General features: G+C 73.5%; 16 protein-coding genes and 1 riboswitch. Of the genes, 6 read left to right on the top strand and 10 right to left on the bottom strand.

The features are described from left to right. Positions 1-55 precede the first annotated feature (55 nt). From BCL76_RS04430 to BCL76_RS04440, 3 genes are read right to left on the bottom strand one after another with little or no spacing between them, the layout of a single operon-like run. Positions 56-1258, bottom strand: a complete 1203-nt coding sequence (locus BCL76_RS04430) for an alkaline phosphatase family protein (protein ID WP_109778165.1) — start codon at positions 1256-1258, stop codon at positions 56-58. Next, positions 1258-1857 carry a DUF5998 family protein gene (locus BCL76_RS04435; protein WP_030713230.1) on the bottom strand — a complete coding sequence of 200 codons (600 nt, stop codon included), beginning with the start codon at positions 1855-1857 and terminating at the stop codon, positions 1258-1260. The genes BCL76_RS04430 and BCL76_RS04435 overlap by 1 nt, the downstream gene beginning before the upstream one ends. 50 nt (positions 1858-1907) lie before the next feature. After that, positions 1908-4697 (bottom strand): bifunctional acetate--CoA ligase family protein/GNAT family N-acetyltransferase, encoded by a 2790-nt coding sequence (locus BCL76_RS04440; protein ID WP_109778166.1) that lies wholly within the window; start codon positions 4695-4697, stop codon positions 1908-1910. Positions 4698-4881: 184 nt separating this feature from the next. On the opposite strand from BCL76_RS04440, the gene BCL76_RS04445 reads away from it, so the two are divergent. Further along, positions 4882-5163: an HPr family phosphocarrier protein gene (locus tag BCL76_RS04445; RefSeq protein WP_030012489.1), complete on the top strand. Its 282-nt coding sequence runs from the start codon at positions 4882-4884 to the stop codon at positions 5161-5163. A gap of 585 nt (positions 5164-5748) precedes the next feature. Here the strand turns inward: BCL76_RS04445 and BCL76_RS04450 are convergent. The 4 genes from BCL76_RS04450 to BCL76_RS04465 all read right to left on the bottom strand — a co-directional run bounded on the left by BCL76_RS04450 (position 5749) and on the right by BCL76_RS04465 (position 10566). Then, positions 5749-6426, bottom strand: coding sequence for a GntR family transcriptional regulator (locus tag BCL76_RS04450; protein ID WP_109778167.1), 678 nt, complete (start codon positions 6424-6426; stop codon positions 5749-5751). A gap of 197 nt (positions 6427-6623) precedes the next feature. Continuing rightward, on the bottom strand, positions 6624-7427 hold the full coding sequence (locus BCL76_RS04455) for a M23 family metallopeptidase (protein WP_109778168.1): 804 nt from the start codon (positions 7425-7427) through the stop codon (positions 6624-6626). A gap of 13 nt (positions 7428-7440) precedes the next feature. Continuing rightward, a riboswitch (cyclic di-AMP (ydaO/yuaA leader) is annotated at positions 7441-7599 on the bottom strand. Positions 7600-7816: 217 nt separating this feature from the next. Next, complete coding sequence (locus BCL76_RS04460; protein WP_109778345.1) at positions 7817-9184, bottom strand: M16 family metallopeptidase; 1368 nt, start codon at positions 9182-9184, stop codon at positions 7817-7819. A gap of 20 nt (positions 9185-9204) precedes the next feature. Beyond that, positions 9205-10566 (bottom strand): M16 family metallopeptidase, encoded by a 1362-nt coding sequence (locus tag BCL76_RS04465; protein ID WP_109778169.1) that lies wholly within the window; start codon positions 10564-10566, stop codon positions 9205-9207. Positions 10567-10866: 300 nt separating this feature from the next. On the opposite strand from BCL76_RS04465, the gene BCL76_RS04470 reads away from it, so the two are divergent. Beyond that, on the top strand, positions 10867-13323 hold the full coding sequence (locus BCL76_RS04470; protein WP_109778170.1) for a DNA gyrase/topoisomerase IV subunit A: 2457 nt from the start codon (positions 10867-10869) through the stop codon (positions 13321-13323). Between the two features lie 99 nt (positions 13324-13422). After that, positions 13423-15492, top strand: coding sequence for a restriction endonuclease (locus BCL76_RS04475; RefSeq protein WP_181382425.1), 2070 nt, complete (start codon positions 13423-13425; stop codon positions 15490-15492). Between the two features lie 62 nt (positions 15493-15554). Here the strand turns inward: BCL76_RS04475 and BCL76_RS04480 are convergent, their stop codons facing one another. Next, positions 15555-16682 (bottom strand): CobW family GTP-binding protein, encoded by a 1128-nt coding sequence (locus tag BCL76_RS04480; protein ID WP_109778171.1) that lies wholly within the window; start codon positions 16680-16682, stop codon positions 15555-15557. A gap of 24 nt (positions 16683-16706) precedes the next feature. Beyond that, entirely contained in the window at positions 16707-17873 is a 1167-nt protein-coding gene (locus tag BCL76_RS04485; RefSeq protein WP_109778172.1) for a citrate synthase, read from the bottom strand. A gap of 65 nt (positions 17874-17938) precedes the next feature. Between BCL76_RS04485 and BCL76_RS04490 the strand changes: the two genes are divergently transcribed. Next, positions 17939-19192 (top strand): citrate synthase, encoded by a 1254-nt coding sequence (locus tag BCL76_RS04490; protein WP_109778173.1) that lies wholly within the window; start codon positions 17939-17941, stop codon positions 19190-19192. Positions 19193-19249: 57 nt separating this feature from the next. Here BCL76_RS04490 and BCL76_RS04495 read toward each other — a convergent pair whose 3' ends face one another. After that, positions 19250-22630 carry a BTAD domain-containing putative transcriptional regulator gene (locus BCL76_RS04495; RefSeq protein WP_109778174.1) on the bottom strand — a complete coding sequence of 1127 codons (3381 nt, stop codon included), beginning with the start codon at positions 22628-22630 and terminating at the stop codon, positions 19250-19252. 129 nt (positions 22631-22759) lie between these two features. Between BCL76_RS04495 and BCL76_RS04500 the strand changes: the two genes are divergently transcribed. Continuing rightward, positions 22760-23467 (top strand): hemerythrin domain-containing protein, encoded by a 708-nt coding sequence (locus tag BCL76_RS04500; RefSeq protein ID WP_109778175.1) that lies wholly within the window; start codon positions 22760-22762, stop codon positions 23465-23467. 47 nt (positions 23468-23514) lie between these two features. Then, the gene (locus BCL76_RS04505) at positions 23515-23937 is read left to right on the top strand and encodes a DUF4267 domain-containing protein (RefSeq protein ID WP_109778176.1); all 423 of its coding nucleotides are present in this window, start codon (positions 23515-23517) and stop codon (positions 23935-23937) included. The last annotated feature ends 1 nt before the right edge of the window (position 23938 follow it).

A 23938-nucleotide genomic window follows, 5' to 3' on the forward strand; every position in this document is an offset into this window, starting at 1 on the left:
GGTCGTGGGCAGGTGGTGGGGCGGTGGGTACGGGGTACGGGGTGCGGGGCGAGGGTCAGGTGCGGATTTCGAGCAGCGGGACGAACTGTTCCGCCGCGGTCATCGAGCCGTGCATCCCGGTGAGGGCGGATTCGTTCGGCTCGTTGCGCGAGGCGGTGATCGCGACGTCGGCCTGGGCGGCCGCCACCACGTCGCCGATGCGCCCGAGGACGCGCTCGTCGCACTCCCCCGGCGTGCCGAACCAGCCCAGTTCCAGGGCCTCTTCGCGGCTGGCGACCCAGAAACGGTCGCCGAGCACCTCACGCCACACGGTCAGCACGTCGGCCTGCGCACCCGGCACCGCGTACACGTGCCGGGCCCGCCCCTCGCCACCCAGCAGGGCGACGCCGGCGCTCAGCTCCCAGTCCTCGTCGAAGTCGATCCGGGAGTCCTCGTCGAAGGGGACGTCGACCATGCCGTGGTCCGCGGTCACGTACAGGGCGGTGCGCGGCGGCAGCTGCTCGGCGAGCCGCTGGACGAGCCGGTCCACGTACATCAGCTGGCCGCGCCAGGCGTCGGAGTCCACACCGTGCCGGTGGCCGGCCCCGTCGAGCTCGCTGTAGTAGGTGTAGACGAGCGAGCGGTCGCCGGAGGCGAGGCGCTCGGCCGCCAGGTCCATCCGTTCCTCGCCGGTCATCCGGCCGAGGAAGGTGCCACCGCTCAGCGCGATCTTGGTGAGCGGGGTGCTCTGGAAGGCGGGCGAGGACACCTGGGCGGTCGCCACCCCGGCCTTGTCGGCCTGCTGGAAGACGGTCGGGTACGGCTGCCAGGGCTTCGGCGCGGTCCACGGGTGCCAGCGGAGCTGGTTCATCAGTTCCCCGGTGGCGGGGTTGCGGACGGCGTAGCCGGGCAGGCCGTGGCGGGCCGGCGGCAGGCCGGTGCCCACGGAGGCGAGCGAGGTGGCCGTGGTCGCCGGGAAGCCCGCGGTGATCGGGCGGCCGGTGCCGCCGCGCGAGCTGCCGAGCAGGGAGGTGAGGTACGGGGCCTCGTCCGGGTGGGCCTTGATCTGCTCCCAGCCCATGCCGTCGACCAGGAACACGCAGTTCCGGTCGGCCGGGGTCAGCTCGGTGATCGCCGCGGTGAAACCGGGGACGCCCTGGCCGGCCACGAGCGTGGGCAGCAGGTCGGCGAGCGACCCGGCGCCGTACTCCGGGACGGGGGCGCCCGCCAGGTCCAGCAGCTCCGGCTCGGGCCACTCCTGTGCCGCGGAGTACGCCATCAGCGGGCGGGGGTGGCGGACGTCGCCGCTGTGGCTTCGGAGAGTGCCTGCGCGAAGACCAGGGTCTGGCGCACCGCCTCCGGGCCGTCGCCGGCCTCGCTGACCCGCAGGCTGAGGTCGTCGGCGGTGGAGTTGCCGGTGTAGCCGTGGTCGGAGTCGCAGTTCGGGTCGCCGCAGGCGGCCGGCTCCAGGTCGATCCGGGAGACCGCGCCCCAGCCGATGGTCAGGACGACCTCGCGGGGCAGGGTGCCGGGGGTGTAGCTCTCCGGGTTGGCGACGACGCGGCTGAGCACCACGGAGGAGATGCTGGACAGCTTGACCGACTCGGTGGAGGTGGTCGCGTACGGGGAGGGGGACCCGGCGTCGGCGGCCTGCTCGTCGGTGTGGCTGACGATGAAGCGGTTGCCCGTCAGGACCAGCACGGTGACGTGCCGGCGCACCTCGTTGGAGTCGAAGGTCGTCTCCTGGTGGACCAGGTACGACGAGATCGGCTCGCCGCCCACCGCGGCCTCCACGGCCTCGGCCACGAGGGCCGGGTAGTAGCCGCTGCGCTCGATCGCCGTGCGCAGCCCCTGGGTCGTCGTACCGGATTTCGCCATGAGGTCCATCCTAAGGCCCGTACGGGGCCCTCAGGCCGCGCCGTACCCGCTCAGTAACTGGGGAGGGTCCGCGGGCCGAGATCGCCGCGGGCCGGCGGGTGGGCGACCCGGACGGTGGCGCTGAGCACGGACACGCCCTCGGCGGCGACCACGACGGGCTCCAGCGCGACGCCGATCACCTCGGGGTGGTCGTCCACGAGGCGGGACAGTCGCAGCAGCAGTTCCTCCAGGGCGGGGGTGTCCACGGGGTCGCTGCCTCGCCAGCCGAACAGGAGGGGTGCGGTCCGGATGGACCGGATCAGCCCGGCGGCGTCCCGGTCGGTGGCCGGGACCAGCCGGTGCGCGGTGTCGCCGAGCAGCTCGGAGGCGACGCCGGCGAGCCCGAAGGAGAGGACGGCGCCCGCGGCGGGGTCGATGACGGAGCGGACGACGGTGTCGACCCCGCGCGGCACCATGGCCTGCACCACGGGCTGGAGCTCGGCCGGCTTGCCCAGCGCCTCGGTGAGCTCCTCGTACGAGCGCCGCAGCTCGGCCTCGTTCGTGTGGTCGAGGCGTACGCCGCCCAGGTCCGCGCGGTGACGCAGGTGCGGGGCGGTGGTCTTGAGCGCCACCGGGTAGCCCAGGACGCCGGCGGCGCGGACCGCCGCGTCGGCGCTGGGCGCAGGGAGGGTGGGCAGGACGCGGATCCCGTAGCCCGCGAGCAGCTCGCGGGCGTCCTCGTCGGTCAGGGTCGCCGCGGCGCCGGGGTCGACGTCGGCGAGCAGCCGGGTCAGCCGGTCGGCGGTCCCGGCCTCGTCGATGTCCTCGAACTCGGGGACCCGCCCGTCGTCCTCGGCGGCGGCCCGGCGCCACTGCCCGTACCGGACGGCTTCGGCGACGGCCTTGACCGCGCGTTCGGCGGCGGGGTAGCTGGGGATGCTGTCCCCGGCCGCGGACAGCGGCCCGGCCGGCGCCTGGGGCGTCCGGTCGGGAGCGGGGCCCCAGTTCCGGGACGACGCGGTGTACGGGACCCCGCGCACGGCGGACAGGGCCAGGGCGAGCTCGCCGAGCTCGACGTGCACCACCGCGACGGGCTTGCCCGGGGACGCCGCCACCGCTTCGCGCAGCGCACCGGCCAGATCGTCCGCCGGCGCGTCCTCGCTCACCCACGGGATGGCCGTGACCACGACCGCGTCGCAGTCCTCGGAGCGCAGCGCGTCCGTGAGGGCGGTGCGGAAGTCCGCCGGCGCGGCCGCCGTCGTCAGGTCCAGGGGCGGCAGGGGGCGCAGGCCCTGGGTGAGGCAGGCGTCGTAGGTGAGGATCCCGAGGGATTCGGAGTTGCCGAGGATCGCGACACGGGGCCCGGCGGGCAGCGGCTGCGCCGCCAGCAGGAGGCCGACGTCCACCAGCTCGGTGACCGTGTCGACGCGGATGACACCGGCCTGGCGCAGCAGGGCCGAGACGGTGGCCTCCGGCAGTCGGGTGCCGGGGACGACGTGCCCGGCCGGGCTGTGCCGGCCGCCCTTGGCGACGACCACGGGCTTGACGGCCGCCGTGCGGCGGGCGAGGCGGGTGAACTTCCGCGGGTTGCCGAGGGTTTCGAGGTAGAGCAGGGCGACGTCGGTCGCCTCGTCGTCGTACCAGTACTGCAGGATGTCGTTCCCGGACACGTCGGCGCGGTTGCCCGCGGAGACGAAGGAGGACAGGCCTTCGCCGCGCCGGAGCAGCGCGGAGAGCAGGGCGATGCCGATCGCCCCGGACTGCGTGAACAGGCCGATCCGGCCGCGCGTGGGCATCGGTGCGGGGGTGAGGGAGGCGTTGAGTTCCACCTCGGGCGCGGTGTTGATCACCCCGTAGGCGTTCGGCCCGATCAGCCGCATGCCGTACGAGCGCACCTGCCGGACCAGTTCGCGCTGGCGGGCGAGTCCGGCCGGGCCGCTCTCCCCGTAGCCGGCGGACAGGACGACGAGCCCCTGCACCCCGTGCTCGCCGCAGGCCGCCACCGCGTCGGGTACCCGGTCGGCCGGGACCGCGATCACGGCGAGGTCGACCGGGGCGCCGATGGCATCGATGGTGCGATAGGCCCGCACTCCGTCGAGGAGGTCACGGGTGACGGCCTCGTTGACCGCGTAGAGGTGGCCGTGGAAGCCGCTGTCGCGCAGGTTGCGCAGTGCGGCCGCGCCCACGCCCGCGCCGGAGCGGCTGACTCCGACGACGGCCACCGAGCCGGGGGCGAGCAGCCGCTGCACCGAGTGGGCCTCGGCGCGCTGTTCGCGGGCGCGCTGCACGGCGAGGGACTCGGCGGTGGGTTCGAGGTCGAGGGTGAGGCGGACGGAGCCGTCCTCGAAGCTGCGCTTCTGCTGGTAGCCGGCGTCCGTGAAGACTTTGATCATCTTGGTGTTGGCGGGCAGCACCTCGGCGGCGAACCGCCGGATGCCGCGCTCCCGGGCCACCGCGCCGATGTGTTCGAGGAGCGTGGAGGCGACCCCGCGGCCCTGATGGGCGTCCTGGACGAGGAAGGCGACCTCGGCCTCGTCGGCGGGTCCGGAGGCGGGCCGGCCGGCGGCGTCGATGCGGTCGTAGCGCACGGTGGCGATGAACTCCCCGCCGATGGTCGCGGCGAGGCCGACCCGGTCCACGTAGTCGTGGTGCGTGAAGCGGCGCACGTCGCGGTCGGAGAGCCGGGGGTAGGGGGCGAAGAAGCGGTAGTACTTCGACTCGTCGGACACCTGCTCGTAGAAGCTGACGAGCCGGCCCGCGTCCTCGGTGGTGATGGGCCTGATCCGGGCCGTGCCGCCGTCACGGAGGACGACGTCGGCTTCCCAGTGGGCCGGGTAGGAGGGGTCCGACTCGATGGTCATGGGCCTACCTTACGGCCGGATCAGGCCGTACAGCCCTCGCGCGGCGGATGAGGCAGGACGGGTCATATCAGGGCAAGCTGGGTGAGGTCGAACGGCGGAAAATTCAGGCCGATGGTAGGTCCGAGCATTCCGGACGTCGTGAGAGACTGGTCTAGACAACCGTAAGAACCTGAAGGGCATCACCATGGCAGAGCGCCGCGTCAACGTCGGGTGGGCCGAGGGCCTGCACGCTCGTCCCGCCTCGATCTTCGTCCGTGCGACGACCGCTTCCGGCGTCCCGGTGACCATCGCGAAGTCCGGCGGCGACCCCGTCAACGCCGCCTCCATGCTGGCGGTCCTGGGCCTGGGCGCCCAGGGCGGCGAGGAGATCGTCCTCGCCTCCGAGGCCGAGGGTGCGGACGCCGCGCTCGACCGCCTCGCGAAGCTGGTCGCCGAGGGTCTCGAGGAGCTCCCCGAGACCGTCTGACCCTTCGGGTTCGACCTCACGCGCGAAGCCGCGGCCCCCGGTCCGGGGGTCGCGGCTTCGTCGTTGCGCGCAGCAGGCCGCGCCAGGGCGGGGACGGGTCTGCGGGAACCCCCTCCGGCCGGCGCCGTTCCCGCAAGGACCGCGGCCGGCGTCGCCGTTCGCGTGCGGGCCGGCGCCGCCCGGGCCGTGCGGGTTCCGCGCGACCCTCCCGCATGCTCTGCCGCTCGGCCCGACAGGGCCCGCCCGGCACGACCGTCCGCCCGGGCGACGCCGGAGACCGGCTTCCGCCCCGCGGATTCCCACCGGGGTGCGGCCCGGCGCGGGCCCCCGCCCTGCCGCCGCCACCGCGACGGGTGGCCGGGCGGGCTCGATCCGGCTTCGCCACCGAAGGTCGCCACCGGACGGGCGCCCTACGGGAAACGGACACCGGAGAAATTCCGCCGGGCGGGGAAGGGGCCTGCCCGGAGCCGACGCACACCGAATTCGGCCGCATCGGAATTCTGCACGTGAAATCGACCCCGATACGGATCGATCGGCCACCGCACAGCGAATTCGCGCGATCCCATCCTTTGTATACGGCTCCTGTTAATGCCGGCCGCTCGACATGTTTACGGCAGGTTGCGAAGTGCTCACCGCCGGGCGGAGCCGCAGCCGGTGCGCCCCCGCCGCCCGGTCGGCGTGCATCGCGGTCAGCGCCCGGGCCCGTTCGGCGTCGCCGCGCGCCACCGCGTCCACGACCGCCCCGTGCTCGGCCCAGGACTCCACCGGCCGGGTCGGCGCCTCCACCACGTACATCCACGCGATCTTGTGCCGCATCTGCGTGAGCAGCGCGATCAGTCCGGGGCTGCCGGAGGCCTGGGCGAGCGTCTCGTGGAACCAGCCTCCCAGGGACCGCAGATCCTCTCCCTGGCCCCGCCTGGCCCGCTCCTGACCCAGCCTGACCAGTCCGCGCAGCACCTTGAGGTGCGCGTCGGTGCGCCGCCGGGCGGCGCGCGCGGCGGCCAGCGGCTCCAGGAGCATCCGCATCTCCAGCAGGTCCGCGGCCTCCTGCTCGGTCGGCTCGGCCACGCACGCCCCCGCGTGACGCCGCGTGGTGACGAACCCCTCCGACTCCAGGGTCCGCAGGGCCTCGCGCACCGGGACGCGCGAGACCCCGTACCGGCGGGCCAGCACCTCCTCGGTCAGCCGGCCGCCCGGCTCGAACACCCCGGAGACGATATCGTCGCGGATTGCCGTGCATACCGCGTGCGCAGGAATACGCAAGACCGAACCTCCGCCTATTTCCGACCGCCGGCGCCATTGCACGCACATGCGCGTACTGCGACTCTATTGCAACACACGATAATTTCCGAGAGCGGCCGGAAATACGAAACATTTGCACGAAGACGCAACACACGAAGACCCCGACTCGGAGAGTCGGGGTCTTCGGTGAAACCGTGCGAGGCGTGCCGCCGCGAGGGTCAGACGCTGACGCCGTGCGAGCGCAGGTACGAGAGCGGGTCGATGTCCGAGCCGTACTGCGAGCCCGTGCGGGCCTCGAAGTGCAGGTGCGGGCCGCTGGAGTTGCCGGTGGAGCCCGACAGACCGATCTGCTGGCCCGGGGTGACCTGGTCGCCGACGGAGACGTTCAGCGAGGACATGTGCCCGTACTGGGTGTAGGTGCCGTCGTTGTGCTTGATGACGACGTTGTTGCCGTACGCGCCACCCCAGCCGGCCTCGACGACGGTACCCAGGCCCACCGCGTGGACCGAGGTGCCGGAGGCGGCGTGGAAGTCGATGCCCGTGTGGCTGCCGGAGGACCACATGCCGCCGCCCGCGTGGTACTGCGTGCTGACGTACGAGCCGTCCACCGGGGCGACGAAGGTGTTGAGGCGCTTGCGCTCCTCCTCGCGGGCGGCGCGCTCGGCGGCCTCGCGCTCGGCCTTCGCCTTGGCCTCGGCCATGCGCTTGGCCTCGGCGGCCCGCTGCTTCGCGTCGGCCTCGGCCTGCGCCTTGGCGGCGTCCTGCTCGGCGACGCGGTGCTGGGACTCGGCCTGGTCGGCGATGTCACCCGCGAGGTCCTCGGCGACGACGACGGCACCGAGGCCGTTGTCCTGGCCGATGGTGCTGCTGTGGTTGTCCGCGGCGAAGGCCGGGGCGGCGAGGGAGCCGACGACACCCGTGGTGGCGATCGCGGCGATACCGGCGTAACCGGCGGTCTTCTTGCTCAGACGGCTGGAGCCACGGTGCTTACCGGTACCAGCGGGACGACTGCCAAACGCCATGAAGGGTTTGATCCTTTCCTTCCTTCTCGCCTACCGGGTTAGCTGACGGGTTCGGAGCAGGAAGGTCTCCTACGGGCCTCCTCTTGCGAGGGGGTCCGATTCACCCCAGGGACTCATGTGGGTCCCCGGCTCCCCAGGCTCGCGCCTGACGGGGACTCGGCGATCGCTGTCCGGTGCCGCGGGTGCGGCGGGCACAACTGACGAACAGCACGGCCGACGCTAGGCGGATCATCAGTCAATCGCCAAACAGACGCGGCATTTTGTTGCGTACGCCACACCGCATACAAGCAACCTCACCACTAAACGGACAAAAGGGGTTCTGGTGACCAAGTCACCAGAACCCCTTGCCGAATTCTTCGGCCGGCCCTCAAGGGACCTTCGTCCGACCGTCAGTTGGAGACGACCGTGACCTCGCCGATCCCCAGGGCCCGCACGGGCTCCTCGATGACCGCCGCGTCGCCCACCAGGACGGTGACCAGTCGGTCCGCGGGGAAGGCCTGAACGACCGCCGTGGTGGCCTCCACGGTGCCCGTCGCGGCGAGCTGGGCGTACAACTGCGCCTGGTAGTCGTCCGGCAGCTCCTGCTCGACCTGGTCGGCGAGGGTGCCCGCGACCGAGGCGGCCGTCTCGAACTTCAACGGGGCCACGCCCACCAGGTTCTGCACGGCGACATCGCGTTCGGCGTCGGTCAGACCGCCTTCGGCGAGGGTGCGCAGCACCTTCCAGAGGTCCTCCAGCGCCGGGCCGGTGTTCGGGGTGTCCACCGAGCCGCTGATGGCGAGCATCGAGGCGCCCTTGCCGTCCGCGGTGGAGCGCAGCACCTGGCCGAAGGCGCGCACGCCGTAGGTGTACCCCTTCTCCTCGCGCAGCACCTTGTCCAGGCGCGAGGTGAGGGTGCCGCCCAGGCAGTACGTGCCCAGCACCTGGGCCGCCCACACCCGGTCGTGGCGGTCCGCCCCGATCCGGCCGATCAGCAGCTGCGTCTGGACCGCGCCGGGCCGGTCCACGATGACCACGCGGCCGGTGTCGTCGGCGGTCACCGGCGGCACCGGGCGGGCGGCGGCGGTGTTGCCCGTCCAGGTGCCCAGGGTGTCCGCGAGCACGGCGTCCAGGTCGATGCCGGTCAGGTCGCCGACGACCACCGCGGTGGCGGTGGCGGGGCGTACGTGGGCCTCGTAGAAGGCGCGTACGGCGCCGGAGTCGATCCGGGCGACGGTCTCCTCGGAGCCCTGGCGCGGCCGGGACATCCGCAGGGTGGCCGGGAAGAGCTCCTTGGAGAGCTGCTTGGCGGCGCGGCGCTGCGGGTTGGCGAGCTCGTGCGGGATCTCGTCGAGCCGGTTGCGCACCAGCCGGTCGACCTCGGCGTCGGCGAAGGCCGGGGCGCGCAGCGCCTCGGCGAGCAGGCCGAGCGCCTTGGGCAGCCGGGAGGCCGGGACCTCCAGCGAGACCCGCAGGCCCGGGTGGTCGGCGTGCGCGTCCAGGGTGGCGCCGCAGCGCTCCAGCTCGGCCGCGAACTCCTCGGCGGAGTGCTTGTCGGTGCCCTCGGAGAACGCCCGCGCCATGATGGTCGCCACGCCGTCCAGGCCCTCGGGCTCGGCGTCCAGCGGGGCGGCGAGGTTGACCTCGACCGCGACGACCTGCTGGCCCGGCCGGTGGCAGCGCAGCAGGGTCAGCCCGTTGGACAGCTGCCCGCGCTCGGGGGCCGGGAAGGCCCACGGCTGCGGCTCGCCGGCCTGCGGCCGCGGATGGAAGGTCATCGTGACGGCTGCCGTGTCGCTCACTGCTCCGCCCCCTCGTTCTCGTCGGAGCCCTCGGACTCGTCGTGCTGGTCGGACTCGTCGGCCGCGAGCGGCTCGTAGACGAGCACCGCGCGGTTGTCCGGGCGCAGGCGGGCCGCGGCCACGGCCTGCACCTCCTCGGCGGTGATGTCCAGGACGCGCTGGACGGCGGTCAGCGCCAGCTGCGGGTCGCCGAACAGCACCGCGAAGCGGCACAGTTCGTCGGCGCGGCCGGCGACCGTGCTCAGCCGGTCCAGCCACTCGCGCTCCAGCTGCGCCTGGGCGCGCTCCATCTCCTCGGCCGTCGGACCCTCGGCGGCGAACCGCGCGAGCTCCTCGTCCACGGCCGCCTCGATGGCGGGGATCTCGACCCCGCTGGAGGTCTTGACGTCCAGCCAGCCCAGGGAGGGCGCCCCGGCCAGGCGCAGCATGCCGAAGCCGGCCGCGACGGCGCTCTGGTCGCGGCGTACCAGCCTGTTGTGCAGCAGCGAGGACTCGCCGCCGCCCAGGATGGTCAGCGCCACGTCGGCGGCGTCGCACTCACGGGTGCCGTCGTGCGGCAGCCGGTAGGCGGCCATCAGCGCACGCGCCGGGACCTCCTCGACGATCTCCTCGCGCAGCTGCTCCCCGATGACGTCGGGCAGCGAGCCGTCGCGGGGCGGCTGCTTGCCGTCGTGCGCGGGGATGGTGCCGAAGTACTTCTCGACCCAGGCGAGCGTCTGCTCGGGGTCGATGTCCCCGACGACGGAGAGCACCGCGTTGTTGGGCGCGTAGTACGTGCGGAAGAAGGTGCGCGCGTCCTCCAGGGAGGCGGCGTCCAGGTCGGCCATGGAGCCGATCGGGGTGTGGTGGTACGGGTGACCCTCGGGGTAGGCCAGGGCGGTGAGCCGCTCGAAGGCCGTGCCGTACGGGACGTTGTCGTACCGCTGGCGGCGCTCGTTCTTGACGACGTCGCGCTGGTTCTCCATGGACTCGTCGTCCAGGGCGGCCAGCAGGGACCCCATCCGGTCCGCTTCCAGCCAGAGCGCGAGCTCCAGCTGGTGGGTCGGCATCGTCTCGAAGTAGTTGGTGCGCTCGAAGCTGGTGGTGCCGTTGAGGGAACCGCCGGCGCCCTGGACCAGTTCGAAGTGCCCGTTGCCGGGTACGCTCGCCGACCCCTGGAACATCAGGTGCTCGAAGAGGTGAGCCAGGCCGGTGCGTCCCTTGACTTCGTGGCGCGAGCCGACGTCGTACCAGAGGCAGACCGCGGCGACCGGGGTCAGGTGGTCCTCGGAGAGCACCACGCGCAAGCCGTTGGCCAGCCGGTGCTCGGTCGCTGTCAGGCCGCCGGAGCCGGCCTGGGCTGTGGCCGTGTGACCCATGGGCATGTGGTCCCTTCGATCGCGATGCAGAGATTTCTTATCGACCTGCCACTGTATGCAAGCGCGCCGACCGCCGGATAAGTTCCCGGGTCACTCCCCCGCACTCCGTCCGGGGGACCCCCGGGGTCGGAGTCGGCGTTGTCGGTGCGTCGGGCCACAATGGTCCGCGTCGTACCCTCGCCGGACACCACAAGAGTGCCGGACCCAGCCAGGGCCCGGTGAGACCAGCCGGACCCGACCGACCAGACACCCCACCCGCCAGCCAGCACACCCCATTTTGGTTTAAGGAGCCGCGCAGCGATGGCCCGCCGCAGCACGAAGACCCCGCCGCCGGAGGATTTCGAGGAGAAGATCCTCGACATCGACGTCGTCGACGAAATGCAGGGCTCCTTCCTCGAGTACGCGTACTCGGTGATCTACTCCCGCGCCCTGCCCGACGCCCGGGACGGCCTGAAGCCGGTGCACCGGCGCATCGTGTACCAGATGAACGAGATGGGCCTGCGGCCCGACCGCGGCTACGTGAAGTGCGCCCGTGTCGTGGGCGAGGTCATGGGCAAGCTCCATCCGCACGGTGACGCGTCGATCTACGACGCCCTCGTGCGCATGGCCCAGCCCTTCTCCATGCGGGTGCCGCTGGTCGACGGCCACGGCAACTTCGGCTCGCTCGGCAACGACGACCCGCCGGCCGCGATGCGTTACACCGAGTGCAAGATGGCCGACGCCACGTCGCTGATGACGGAGTCGATCGACGAGGACACCGTCGACTTCACCGCCAACTACGACGGCCAGGAGCGCGAACCGGTCGCCCTGCCCGCCGCGTACCCGAACCTGCTGGTCAACGGCGCGTCCGGCATTGCCGTCGGCATGGCCACCAACATGCCCCCGCACAACCTCGGCGAGGTCATCGCGGCCGCCCGCCACCTGATCCGGTACCCGCAGGCGGACCTGGAGGCGCTGATGCGCTTCGTGCCGGGCCCCGACCTGCCCACCGGCGGCCGGATCGTCGGGCTCTCGGGCATCAAGGACGCCTACGAGAACGGCCGCGGCACCTTCAAGATCCGCGCGACGGTGGCCGTGGAGGACGTGACGGCGCGCCGCAAGGGCCTGGTCGTCACCGAACTGCCCTTCACGGTCGGCCCCGAAAAGGTCATCGCGAAGATCAAGGACCTGGTCGGCTCGAAGAAGCTCCAGGGCATCGCCGACGTCAAGGACCTCACCGACCGCTCGCACGGCCTGCGCCTGGTCATCGAGATCAAGAACGGCTTCCACCCCGAGGCCGTGCTGGAGCAGCTCTACAAGCTGACGCCGATGGAGGAGTCCTTCGGCATCAACAACGTGGCGCTGGTGGACGGGCAGCCCCTGACGCTGGGCCTCAAGGAGCTGCTGGAGGTCTATCTCGACCACCGCTTCGAGGTCGTCCGGCGGCGCAGCGAGTTCCGCCGCACCAAGCGCCGCGACCGGCTGCACCTGGTCGAGGGCCTGCTGGTGGCGCTCCTCGACATCGACGAGGTCATCCGGCTCATCCGGGACAGCGACAACTCGGCACAGGCCAAGTCCCGGCTGATGGAGCGGTTCTCGCTGAGCGAGATCCAGACCCAGTACATCCTGGACACCCCGCTGCGCCGGCTCACCCGCTTCGACCGGATCGAGCTGGAGTCCGAGCGCGACCGGCTGACCGGCGAGATCGACGAGCTGACCGGGATCCTGGAGTCGGACAACGAGCTGCGCAAGCTGGTCTCCGCGGAACTGGCGGCCGTCGCGAAGAAGTTCGGCACCGAGCGCCGTACGGTGCTGCTGGAGTCAGCGGGCATCGCGGTGGCGGCCGTTCCGCTGGAGGTCGCGGACGACCCGTGCCGGGTGCTGCTGTCCTCGACGGGCCTGCTGGCCCGTACGGCGAACGGCGAAGCGCTGCCGGAGGAGGAGGGCGGCGCCCGCGCCAAGCACGACCTGATCGTCTCGCAGGTCGCGGCGACGGCCCGGGCCGATGTCGGCGCGGTCACCTCGTACGGGCGGCTGCTGAGGCTGTCGGTGATCGACCTGCCGCAGCTGCCGGACACGCACGCCGCGCCGAACCTGGCGGGCGGCGCCCCGGTCTCGGAGTTCCTCTCCGGGCTGGAGGCGGACGAGAAGGTGGTCTGCCTGACCTCGCTGGACGAGTCCTCGCAGGGCCTCGCGCTGGGCACCGAGCAGGGCGTGGTCAAGCGCGTCGTGCCGGACTACCCGGCGAACAAGGACGAGCTGGAGGTCATCACCCTCAAGGAGGGCGACCGGATCGTCGGCGCGGTCGAGCTGCGCACGGGTGAGGAGGACCTGGTCTTCATCACCGACGACGCCCAGCTGCTGCGCTACCCGGCGGGCCAGGTCCGCCCGCAGGGCCGCCCGGCGGGCGGTATGGCGGGCATCAAGCTCGCCGACAACGCCAAGGTGATCCACTTCTCGGCCGTGGACCCGGCGCGGGACGCCGTGGTCTTCACGGTGGCGGGCTCGCACGGCACCCTGGACGACTCGGTGACCTCCGGGAAGCTGACCCCCTTCGACCAGTACCCGCGCAAGGGCCGGGCCACGGGTGGCGTGCGCTGCCAGCGGTTCCTGAAGGGCGAGGACGTACTGGTCCTGGCCTGGGCGGGTGGTTCCCCCGTCCGCGCGGCGGCGGCGAACGGTACGCCGGCCCAACTGCCGGCCGTGGACCCGCGCCGGGACGGCTCCGGGGCCGCGCTGCCGTCGACGGTGGCGGCGCTGGCGGGGGCCGCGCTGTAGGGCGCGGGAGGGCGTTCGGGTGGTACGACCGGGGGGACGTACCACCCGAATGCCGACTAGTGTTTTCCCCGTGGACGCGGTGGGGGGAGAACGCAGCTGATGAGCCGTCGAGCGGGCAGCGGACTGATCGGGAACTGGGCGGAGGCACAGCGCCGACAGCAACAGACGCAGCTGGTCCAGCAGCGGGAGGCCGAGCGTCGGCAGCGGGCCCACGAACGGGACGCGAACCGGAGCCACCGGCAGTACCGCGAGGCCGAGGCCCTGCGGCGGACCGCGCAGTTCGACGCCGAGGTCGAAGCCCTCAAGGGCCTGTTGGCCGCGGGCTGCCGGGCACCGGCGTTCCGGATATCCGCCCTGGCCCGGCCCGACGCTCTGCAGCCCTTCGACCCGGGGGCCCTGGCGCACCCGGTGCCGATGCCCCGCATCGAGGACTTCCAGCGGCAGAGCAGCGGCTGGACGCTCGGCTCGAACCATCGGGCGCAGGCGGAGCGCGAGGCGCACGCCCGCTACACCCAGGCCTGGCAGGCGGCGAACGCCGCGGAGGCTCAGCGCCGGCAGCAACTGGCCGCGTACCGCCGGCAGTACGACCGGTGGGCGGCGGAGCAGACGGCCGGGGCGCTGGCGCACGACAGCGGGCTCACGGAGCTGGCCGACGCGCTGCGCGCGGGTGACGCGGAGGCGGCCGTGGAGTACTTCTCGGCGGCCCTGTACGCCTCGACGGCCTGGCCCGAGGCGCTGCCCAGGCAGGTGACGGCGGCGTACGACCCGGCCGCGCGCCGGCTGGTGCTCGACTGGGAGCTGCCCGGGTACGCGGTGGTGCCGGAGGCCCGGGCGGTGCAGTACCTGCCGAGCACGGACCAGGACAAGATCAAGCCCCGCCCGGTCACGGAACGGCGGGCCCTGTACCGGGACCTGCTGGCCCAGTGCCTGCTGCTGGTGGTGCGCGAGCTGTACGCGGCGGACGAGTTCGACGTATTGGACTCGGTCGAGGTCAACGGCTTCGTGGACTGCCACGATCCGGCGACCGGTCAGGAGGCGCGGTTCGTGCTCGCCACGGTACCGGCGGCGCGCAGCGCCTTCGCCGGACTGCGGCTGGAGCAGGTCAGCGCGGTGGACTGCCTGGTCTCGGGGCTGGGCGGGCTGCTGTCGACACGGCCCGACCAGCTGACGGCGGTACGCCCCGGGCGTCGGCCCGACGAGGTCGGCGGAGAGGTCGTCAGCCATGGCGGGCACCCGGGCGAGACGGACGAGGACGAGCCGGATCTGTTCGCGATGGATCCGATCGCCTTCGAGAACCTGGTCGCCGAGCTGTTCCGGGCGATGGGCATGGAGGCGGTGACCACGCAACGGTCGGGTGACGGCGGGGTCGATGTGGAGGCGGTGGACCCGGCGCCGATCCGGGGCGGGCGGATCGTGGTGCAGGTCAAGCGCTACCGGAACACGGTGCCGCCGACGGCTGTGCGTGATCTGTACGGCACGGTCCAGGACAAGGGGGCGAACAAGGGGGTGCTGGTCACCACCGCGTCCTTCGGGCCCGGGTCGTACACCTTCGCCAACGGCAAGCCGCTGGAGTTGGTTCCCGGGGCGGACCTGGTCGAGCTGCTCCACCAGTACGGACTGCGCGGCCGGCTCGGCGACGGCGCACCCGCCCCGGCCCGGCGGGCGGCCGAAGCGGCGCCCGCGGCCGACCACAACGTGCTCGGCATGTCCTGGTCGGGTTCCGTGGCCCTCGACGTGTGCGCGCTCGTCTGCACGGGCAACCGGGTGCTGAGCGAGGAGCACTTCGTCTTCTTCAACAACCCGCGCACCCCGGACGGTTCGGTGCGGGCCCGCGCACACGCGGCTCCCGACAAGGCGGCGCTGGAGGTCTCCTTCGACGCCCTGCCGTCGCAGGCCGACCGGCTGGTGCTGGTGGCCGCGATCGACCCGGAGGTCGATCCGCACGCCGACCTCGCCGGGTTCACCGACGCCCACATCCGGCTGCTGTCCGCCGGCGGCGAGGAACTGGGCCGGCTGGACGTCTCCGACGGGCGCGCCGGCGAGACCGCCCTGGTCCTCGGCTCCTTCCGGCACCGCGCCAACGGCGACTGGGACTTCGTGATCGGCGGCAAGGGCTACCGGGGCGGCCTGGAGGACCTGCTGGGCGAGTTCGGCGTCGAGGTCGCCTGAGAGCCGGGCCGGACCGGGCTGGGCCGGACCGTCCTGCCGATCGGGCCGGGCTCGCGGCGCCCTCAGCCCTCGTCCGAGGGCTCGGTCCCCTGCTCGGTCCCGGACTCGCTGCCGTGCTCGGACTCGGCTCCGGACCCGGGCCTGCCCACGTACCGCAGTACGCACCACATGCTCTCGGGGAGCGCCTCGTGCGGGGCCGGTTCGCGGCAGGCCTCCAGCTCGCGCAGCAGTCCGGGCCCGTCGGTGCCGGAGCCGATCAGGACCAGTCGGCTCACGCGCGCTTCACCCCGCCCCCAGGGCCTCGGGGCGAAGCGGAGGAAGCGCCCGACCGCGTGGACCTCGTAGCACTCCTCGTACCCCGGTACGCCGAAGTGGACGAAGCCCTTGATCCGGTAGAGCCCGGCCGGGCGGCGGTCGAGGAAGTCGATGAACCGGCGCGGGGACAGGGCCTGCTCGGTGGTGAACTCGGTGCTCTCGTACGCGGCGTGCGCGTGTCCGCAGCGGTCGTGGCCGTGGTCGTGGCCGTGGCCGTCGGCCTCGGCGAGCAGGTCCTCGAAGGAGAGCTGTCCCCGGGTCTCGGTCCAGGGCCTGCGGTCGAAGAGCAGTTCCGGGTCGATCCGGCCGTGGTCGGCGCCCACGACCGGGGTGCCCGGGGCGCAGAGCACGGCGAGCTCCCGCTCGATCCGGGCTCGTTCGCCCGCGTCCACCCGGTCGGTCTTGTTGAGCACCACCAGGTCCGCGACGGCGAGGTGGCGGTCGGTCTCCGGATGCTTGGCGCGGGTCGCGTCGAATTCGGCGGCGTCCACGACCTCCACCATGCCGCCGTACCGGATGTCCGGGTTCTCACTGGCCATGAGCATCCGGATCATCTCCTGGGGCTCGGCCAGCCCGCTCGCCTCGATGACGATCACGTCGATCCGGTGGACGGGGGCGGAGAGCTTCTCCAGGTAGGCGTCGAGTTCGCTGCCGTCGACGGCGCAGCATAGGCAGCCGCCGCCGAGGGAGACCATCGAGTCCCCCACCTGGCCGGCCACCGACATCGCGTCGACCTCGATCGATCCGAAGTCGTTGACGACCACCCCGATGCGGGTGCCCCCGCGACCGGCGAGGAGGTGGTTCAGCACGGTGGTCTTGCCGGATCCGAGGAAACCGGCGAGGACGACGACGGGAATGGGTTGCCTGCTGTTCACCCGGTCGATCGTAGCCGGCCTCCGTCAGCGCAGGGGCGGCACGGGGTGGGGAGGAGTGGGACCGGTGTAGCGGGCGGCCGGGCGGATGATCTTCGAATCGGTGGCCTGTTCGAGGATGTTCGCGCTCCAGCCGACCACACGGGCCGCGCAGAAGGTGGGCGTGAACATCTCGCGCGGGAGTCCGCAGAGCTCCATGACCACGCCCGCGTAGAACTCCACGTTGGTGTGCAGTTCCCGGCCCGGCTTCAGCTCGGCGAGGATTTCCTCGACCTGGCGCTCGACCTCGACCGCGAAGTCCACGAGGGGGCCGCCGAACTGGAGGGCGATCTCGCGCAGCATGTGGGACCGGGGGTCCTCGGTGCGGTAGACGGGGTGACCGAAGCCCATGATCCGGTCTCCGGCCAGGACCCGCTCACGGATCCACGGCCCGATCCGGTCCACGGTCCCGATGGCGTCGAGGGTGTCCAGGGCCCGGCTGGGGGCGCCGCCGTGCAAGGGGCCGGAGAGGGCGCCGATCGCCCCGGTCAGGCAGGCCGCGACATCGGCGCCGGTGGAGGCGATCACCCGGGCGGTGAAGGTCGAGGCGTTGAAGCCGTGGTCCACGGTGGATATCAGGTACCGCTCGACCGCGCGGGCCCGGACCGGGTCGGGTTCCCTGCCGGTCAGCATGTAGAGGTAGTTGGCGGCGTACGGGAGGTCGTCGCGCGGCTCCACCGGTTCCAGGCCCTGCCCCAGCCGGTGCAGGGCGGTGAGCAGGGTCGGTACGGCGGCGCAGGCGGCCAGCGCGTCGGCGGCCCGGCGGTCGGGGTCGAGGTCGTAGACCGGCCGGAAGCCGGCGCAGGCCCCGAGCAGCGAGAGCGCGGTGCGCAGCCCGGCGAGGGGGCCGGAGAGCCGGGTGGCCCGGGCCAGGGCGGGCAGGGCGTCCCGGACCTCCGCGGGCAGTCGGCGCAGGGGTGCGACCTCGGCCGCGAAGGCGGCGCGCCCGGCGGCGTCGGCCGGGAGCGCGCCGCGGAACATCAGGTGCCACACGTCCTCGAAGGTGCGGGTGGCGGCGAGCTCGACGGCCGAGTACTGGCGGTAGTGGTAGAAGCCCTCCCGGCCTCGGACATCGCCCAGACCGGTTTCGGTGACCACGACCCCCGCGAGTCCGCGGGGTACTTCCGAGATGGTGTTCATGGATCGACCATCCATGATGGATTCAATCGCTGTCAATATTGATTGAATCAATATGACTGTGCATCTGTAGGGTGTGTGTCATGAGCGACCAGACGGACAGCGGGCGCAGGCTCACCACACAGGAGGCGGCCCGCGCACTCGGGGTGAAACCGGCGACGGTGTACGCGTACGTCAGTCGGGGCCAGCTCACGAGCCGCCGCGATCCCGCCGGGCGGGGCAGCAGTTTCGACGCCGCCGAGGTCGAGGCGCTGGCCCGGCGCAGCCGGCGCGAGGCGGCGGCCCCCACCGGGGAACTCTCCGTCCGTACGGCGCTCACCCTCATCGAGCCCGACCGGTACTTCTTCCGCGGCGTGGACGCCGTGGAGCTGGCCTCCCGGTACCGCTACGAGGAGGTCGCCGAGTGGCTGTGGACGGGCACCCTCACGCCCGGGGCCCGCTTCACCCCTCCCCCGGCGGCCCTCGACGCGGCCCGGCGGGCTGTGGCCGCGCTGCCTGAACACGGCGGTCCCATCGACCGGTTGCGGGTGGCGGTCGCCGCCGCCGCGGTGGCGGATCCGCTGCGCTTCGACCTGTCGGAGGAGGCGGTACTCGGCTCCGCGCGCGCCCTGATCCCCACACTGGTCGGCGCGCTCCCCGCCGCGGGTCCGGCCCGGTGGTCCGGGGACGGCCGGATCGCCCGGCAGTTGTGGTCGCGGCTGACGGCACGGGAGCCGGACCCGGACGCGCTGGCCGTGCTGGACCTGGCGCTGGCCCTGCTGGTCGACCACGACCTGGCCGCCTCGACCCTGGCCGTACGGGTGGCGGCCTCCGCGCGAGCCCATCCGTACGCTGCGGTGTCCGCCGGGCTCGGCGCCCTGGAGGGCCCGCTGCACGGCGCGGCCGGACGGCTCGCGCACCGGATGCTGGTGGAGGTGCTGGAACAGGGCGGGGCCGCGCCGGTGGTGGCGGAGTACCTGCGGGCGGGGCGCCGGGTCCCCGGACTCGGCCACCGGCTGTACCAGGGCGAGGACCCGCGGGCACGGGCGCTCTTCGCCCGGCTGGCAGGACTGGAGCAGGCCGGGGCGGCGCTGGGTGCGGCGCGCGAGGTGGCCGCGGTGATGGCCCGGCAGGGCGGACTGCACGCCAATGTGGACCTGGCGCTGGCGGTGCTGACGGTGTCGTGCGGGATGCCGGCGGAGGCCGGGGAGACCGTCTTCGCTATCGCCCGTACGGCGGGCTGGATGGCGCACGCGCTGGAGGAGTACCAGGAGCGGCCGCTGCGGATGCGGCCGAGCGGGCAGTACCACGGGCCCCGCCCACCGCAGCCACTGCCGCTGCCGCTGCCGCTGCCTTAGCCGTATCGGGTCCGACCCGGCCGAGCTCAGGCCCCGGACGTCGGACCGCGCCGGACATCAGGTGGCTCCCCAGGCCCCCCACGGACTGTGCCACCGCTCGGCGACGGCCGCCGCGCGCGCGAAGTGCCCGGCGGCCTCGCCCTCGCGGCCCAGCAGCACGGCCAGTTCACCCAGGGTGCGGGCGACCGGCCTGACCGCCACGGTGAATCCGGAGGAGACCGGCGGGGCCTCGCGGTAGGGCAGCAGCGCCGCGTACAACTCCTCGGCGCCCGCCCGTTCCCCGAGCGCGACCAGGGTCATCGCCCGGAAGGTCGCGAAGACCTTGAAGAAGTAGTCCGTCCGCAGCGGACCCGCCCGGTCGAGGATCTCGCGGGCCTCCCGCTCCTGACCCGCGGCGGCCAGCGCGACCGCGAGCAGGTCTCCGGCCGGCGGGCCGAAGGCCGCGTACACCTGCCGCAGTCGGGGCAGCGACTGCGCGAGCCGGCCCTGGCTCGCCCACAGCGTCGCGATCGCGATCGCCAGGATCCCCTCCGCGTGCGGGGATCCCTGCCGGGCCATCCGTGCGGCCGCCTGCCGGTAGAGCCGCTCCGCCTCCTCGAACCGCCCCTCGACATGGGCCCAGGTCGCCTCGACGGTCTCACCGACCGCGGCCGGTCCCGGCATCCGGTAGGTCCGCGCGAACTGCGTCCACCGGTCCACGAGCCGACGGGCACCGGCCACATCGCCCTCGGCGGCCAGAGCCGTGGATCGGATGAACATCCCGTACCACTGGTGGCCCGGCAGCTCGTGCGCGGCGCCGATCCGTTCGAGCTCGCCTCCCAGGGCGGCGCGTTCGGGCCATTCCAGATCGGCGTCGAGTTCCTTGACCAGCGACGCGAGCGCCCCCGCCCGCAGCACGGGGTCCCCGGTGCGCTCCGCGAGGGCGAGCGCCTCGCGCGCCGCCGCCCGTACGGCCGCCACCTTGGCGTCGGACAGCTCTGCGGCGTACGCGCCCAACAGCAGACACCGTACGGCCGGTTCATGACCGGGCCGCGCCAGCAGCCGCTCCAGCAGTTCCACCACCGGCCCGTCGACCACGCCGTAGGGCCGTGTCTGCCACGGCGTCGGCTCGGTCCATGCCGTGAACGCCGCGATCAGCAGGTCGTCCCGGCCCGCGCCGACCGCGCGGTCGATCGCCGTCCGCCGGGTCGTCCGCGCGTCCATGACCGCCCCCGCCCGCACCTGGGCCCGTACCAGCCGGCCCAGCAGCTCGGCCCGCTCGGCGTCCCGGTCACCACCGGCCTCCGCGGGCACCCGCTCGAAGCACTCCACCGCGTCGACGAGCAGCGCGGCGGCCACGTCGTGGGCGAAGCGGCTCTCGGCCAGCCGGGCGGCCCGCAGGCAGTACGCGACGGCCTTCGCCGCCGTCGCCGAGGAGGCCGCGCGTACGTGGTGGTGGGCCAGCGCGGAGATGTCGTCCGGGGCGAGCCGCTCCAGGCAGACCGCGATCCGGCCGTGCATCCGCGAGGACCGCAGCAGGCTGAGGTCCGCCAGCAGGGTGTCGCGCACCAGCGCGTGGGCGAAGCGGACCCGCCCCGGCTCGGGTTCGACCAGCAGCCCGGCGAGCAGACCGGCCTCCAGCGCGCCCAGGACGCCGTCCTCTCCGGTGTCCGCCGCCCCGACCAGGACCTCGACGTCGGATTCCCGTCCGGCGACCGCGGCCAGGCGCAGTACGGACACCACCGGCTCGGGGAGGCGTCCGAGCCGCCGACGCAGCACGTCCCGGACGCCCTCGGGAACCTCGGACAGCGCCACGAGCGAGCCCTCGCTCCCCAACAGCCTGGCGCTCTCCCGGACGTAGAAGGGGTTCCCTCCCGTACGTTCGGCCAGCGCGGCCACCACGTCCGCGTCGACCCCCGGACCCCCTACCGCACGGACCACCTCGGCCACGGCCTCCTCGCCGAGGCCGCGCAGCGCGATCCGGTCCGGTGTACGCCGGGCCAGACCGGCCAAGGTGTCGTCGAGCCGGCCCTCCGTGTCCTCCGGCCGGTACGCGCCCACGAGGAGCAGGGCGGTACCCGCGGGGACGTCGGCCGCCCCCGAAAGCAGTGCCAGCGTCTGCGTGTCGGCCCAGTGCAGGTCGTCCAGAAGGACCGCGACGGGCCGTCCGCGCGCGGCTCGCGCCAGCCACCGGCCGACGGCGCGGTGCAACCGGAACCGTCCGGCGGCGACATCCTCGCGGCCGGCGGTGTGGACGGCGGCGGGCGCGTCCTCGGCCAGGAGGGGCGCCAGCGCGGCGGCCACCGCGGGCTCGGGCGGGGCCGCCTCGGCGACGGCGCGCAGGGCTTCGACCCAGGCCCAGGCCGGTGGCGCGCCCTCGGCGTCGGTGGTGCGCCCGAAGGCGACGAGCCAGCCCTCGGCGCGGAGCCGGTCGCCGAGGGCGCGCAGCAGGGCCGACTTGCCCAGCCCGGCCTCGCCGCTGACCATCGCGACACCGGGGCCGGCCGCGCGGGCCCGGTGCGCCTGCGCCGTCAGCCGCGCCAGTTCCTCCTCGCGCCCGACGAACGGCTCGGCCCGACCGGCCGGGGGCGCCGCGGGCAGCAACGCCTGTTCCGCCGGCGCCGGCGCCGGCTGCGCCGCACGCGACACGGGCGGCGCGGGCGCCACGGGCTCTACGGGCCGCGTGGCCTCGCGCAGCACACGGCCGTCCTGCGCGAGGACCGCCTTCTCCAGCTCGATCAGGGCGGCGCCGGGATCCAGTCCCACCTCGTCGGCCAGTACCGTCCTGGCCCGGCGCAGCGCCGCGAGCGCGTCGGCCTGCCGCCCCGCCGCCCACAGCGCGAGGGCGTGCAGCCGCCAGGCCTCCTCGCGCAGCGGCTCCTCACGGGTCAGCAGCGCGGCCTCGGTGACCGCGGCCGCCAGGTCGGCGCCGCCCCGCAGCCCGGCAGCGATGCCGAGTTCGCGGGCGGCCAGCCGAAGCTCGCCGAGCCGCAGGAGCTCCGCGTGGGCCCACGGCTCGTCGGCCGTCTCCGCATAAGCCGGCCCCTGCCACAGCTCCAGTGCCTCGCGGAGCAGGGCTGCCGCGGTGTCCGGCTCGGCGGGCAGGGCCTCACGGGCCCGGCCGAGCAGCCGCTCGAAGCGCCAGGCATCGACGGCGTCCTCGGGCAGCCGCAGCGCGTACCCGGGCGGCGCGCTCACCAGCAGCCGGGCGGGGGTGCGCGGGGCCCGGCCCGGTTCGAGGAGGCGGCGCAGGTTGGAGACGTAGGCCTGGAGCGAGGCCACGGCCCGGGCGGGCGGCGCCCCCTGCCAGAGTTCCTCGATCATGCGGTCGACGGACACGACCCGGCCGCGCGCCGCCACGAGCAGGGCCAGCACGGAACGCTGACGGTGGCCGCCGAGCGGGATCGCCTCGCCGTCCCGCTCGGCCGCGAAGGAGCCGAGTACGCGTATGTGGACCATGACCGCACCAACCTACGCGGATTCGGCCAACTCCGGCCCGTACAAGGCCTCAAGACGTCGGAGATCCTTCCAAGTGGCCTCCAAGTGGCCTCCAAAAAGCCTCCATGTGCCGGCGTCGAGTCTCTTTCCATGAAGACGACGCAGCCACGTACGGCGCAAGGACCGCGGTCCCACCGGAGCACGGCGCGGCCGAACACCCACGAGATGGTGGTCATCCACCGCGGCCTGCGCCGCGAGGCTCGTCTGCTGGTCGAGCTGATCGCCGCGGTCGCCCCCGGCGACACGGCGCGGGCCCGGACCCTCGGGGACCACTTCCGTGACTACCGGCTCGGCCTGACGGGCCACCACCACGGCGAAGACGCGTACCTGTGGCCGCCGCTGATGGCCCGGGTCGACCTCGAAGCGGATCTCGTCCTGCGGATGGAGGCCCAGCACGACCGGGTCGCGGCGAGCCTCGAGGCCGTCGGAGAGGCCCTGCCCGCCTGGGAGGGGTGGGCCGGGGAGGCGGAACGCGACGTGCTCGTCTCGCTCCTCGCCGAGCACCGGACCGTGCTGCTGGAGCACCTGGACGACGAGGAGGAATCGCTCCTGCCGCTCGCCGCCCGCCATCTCTCCGCGCACGAGTGGGACCGGCTGGGCGAGCACTTCCTGGCCGCCACGCCCAAGCCCAAGCTGCTGTTCTTCCTCGGGATGGTCCTGGAGGAGGCCGACCGGGCCGAGCGCGCGTCGATGCTCGCCTCGCTTCCCCTCGCCGGACGCCTGCTGTGGCGCACCGTGGGGCGCCCCGCCTATGCCCGCCGGGTGCGCGCCGTCCGCCGTACCGCCGCCCCGCGCTGATCCCCTTCCCTGCCGCCGACCCACGCACCCACTGTCAGGAGACTCACGTGTCCCTCAAGCACCTCACCACCGCCCTGGCCGCCACCGGCGCCGCGTTCATCGTGTACATCGGCCTCAGCTACCTGATCGCTCCACAGGCCACCGCCGCCGACTTCGGGCTGCCGACCTGGCCGCAGCACGACGGCGCCGGCTTCCTCGCCGTCAAGGGCGTACGCGACATCGCGACCGGCCTGGTCGTCTTCGCGCTCCTGTTCACCGGGCAGCGCCGGGCGCTCGGCTGGGCGATGGCGGCGATCACCTTCGTCCCCGCTGGCGACATGGTGATCGTCCTCGGCAACGGCGGGCCCGCGGGGCACGCCTACGGGGTGCACGGCGCCACCGCGTTCGCCGTCGCCCTGACCGCCGGCCTGCTGCTGCGCGAGCGTCCGGCCCCGGCCGTTCGCACCGCCGCCGAACCGGCCCGGGCCTGAC

The organism is Streptomyces sp. CG 926 (assembly GCF_003148825.1).
Taxonomy (GTDB): domain Bacteria; phylum Actinomycetota; class Actinomycetes; order Streptomycetales; family Streptomycetaceae; genus Streptomyces.

Bases quoted from the DNA above. Each gene is read 5' to 3' on its own strand.
- BCL76_RS04455 (WP_109778168.1), bottom strand. From the start codon at position 7,427: ATGGCGTTTGGCAGTCGTCCCGCTGGTACCGGTAAGCACCGTGGCTCC.
- BCL76_RS04495 (WP_109778174.1), bottom strand. From the start codon at position 22,630: ATGGTCCACATACGCGTACTCGGCTCCTTCGCGGCCGAGCGGGACGGC.
- BCL76_RS04445 (WP_030012489.1), top strand. From the start codon at position 4,882: ATGGCAGAGCGCCGCGTCAACGTCGGGTGGGCCGAGGGCCTGCACGCT.
- BCL76_RS04465 (WP_109778169.1), bottom strand. From the start codon at position 10,566: ATGGGTCACACGGCCACAGCCCAGGCCGGCTCCGGCGGCCTGACAGCG.
- BCL76_RS04500 (WP_109778175.1), top strand. From the start codon at position 22,760: ATGAAGACGACGCAGCCACGTACGGCGCAAGGACCGCGGTCCCACCGG.
- BCL76_RS04430 (WP_109778165.1), bottom strand. From the start codon at position 1,258: ATGGCGTACTCCGCGGCACAGGAGTGGCCCGAGCCGGAGCTGCTGGAC.
- BCL76_RS04490 (WP_109778173.1), top strand. From the start codon at position 17,939: ATGAGCGACCAGACGGACAGCGGGCGCAGGCTCACCACACAGGAGGCG.
- BCL76_RS04470 (WP_109778170.1), top strand. From the start codon at position 10,867: ATGGCCCGCCGCAGCACGAAGACCCCGCCGCCGGAGGATTTCGAGGAG.
- BCL76_RS04485 (WP_109778172.1), bottom strand. From the start codon at position 17,873: ATGGATGGTCGATCCATGAACACCATCTCGGAAGTACCCCGCGGACTC.
- BCL76_RS04475 (WP_181382425.1), top strand. From the start codon at position 13,423: ATGAGCCGTCGAGCGGGCAGCGGACTGATCGGGAACTGGGCGGAGGCA.
- BCL76_RS04440 (WP_109778166.1), bottom strand. From the start codon at position 4,697: ATGACCATCGAGTCGGACCCCTCCTACCCGGCCCACTGGGAAGCCGAC.
- BCL76_RS04435 (WP_030713230.1), bottom strand. From the start codon at position 1,857: ATGGCGAAATCCGGTACGACGACCCAGGGGCTGCGCACGGCGATCGAG.
- BCL76_RS04460 (WP_109778345.1), bottom strand. From the start codon at position 9,184: ATGACCTTCCATCCGCGGCCGCAGGCCGGCGAGCCGCAGCCGTGGGCC.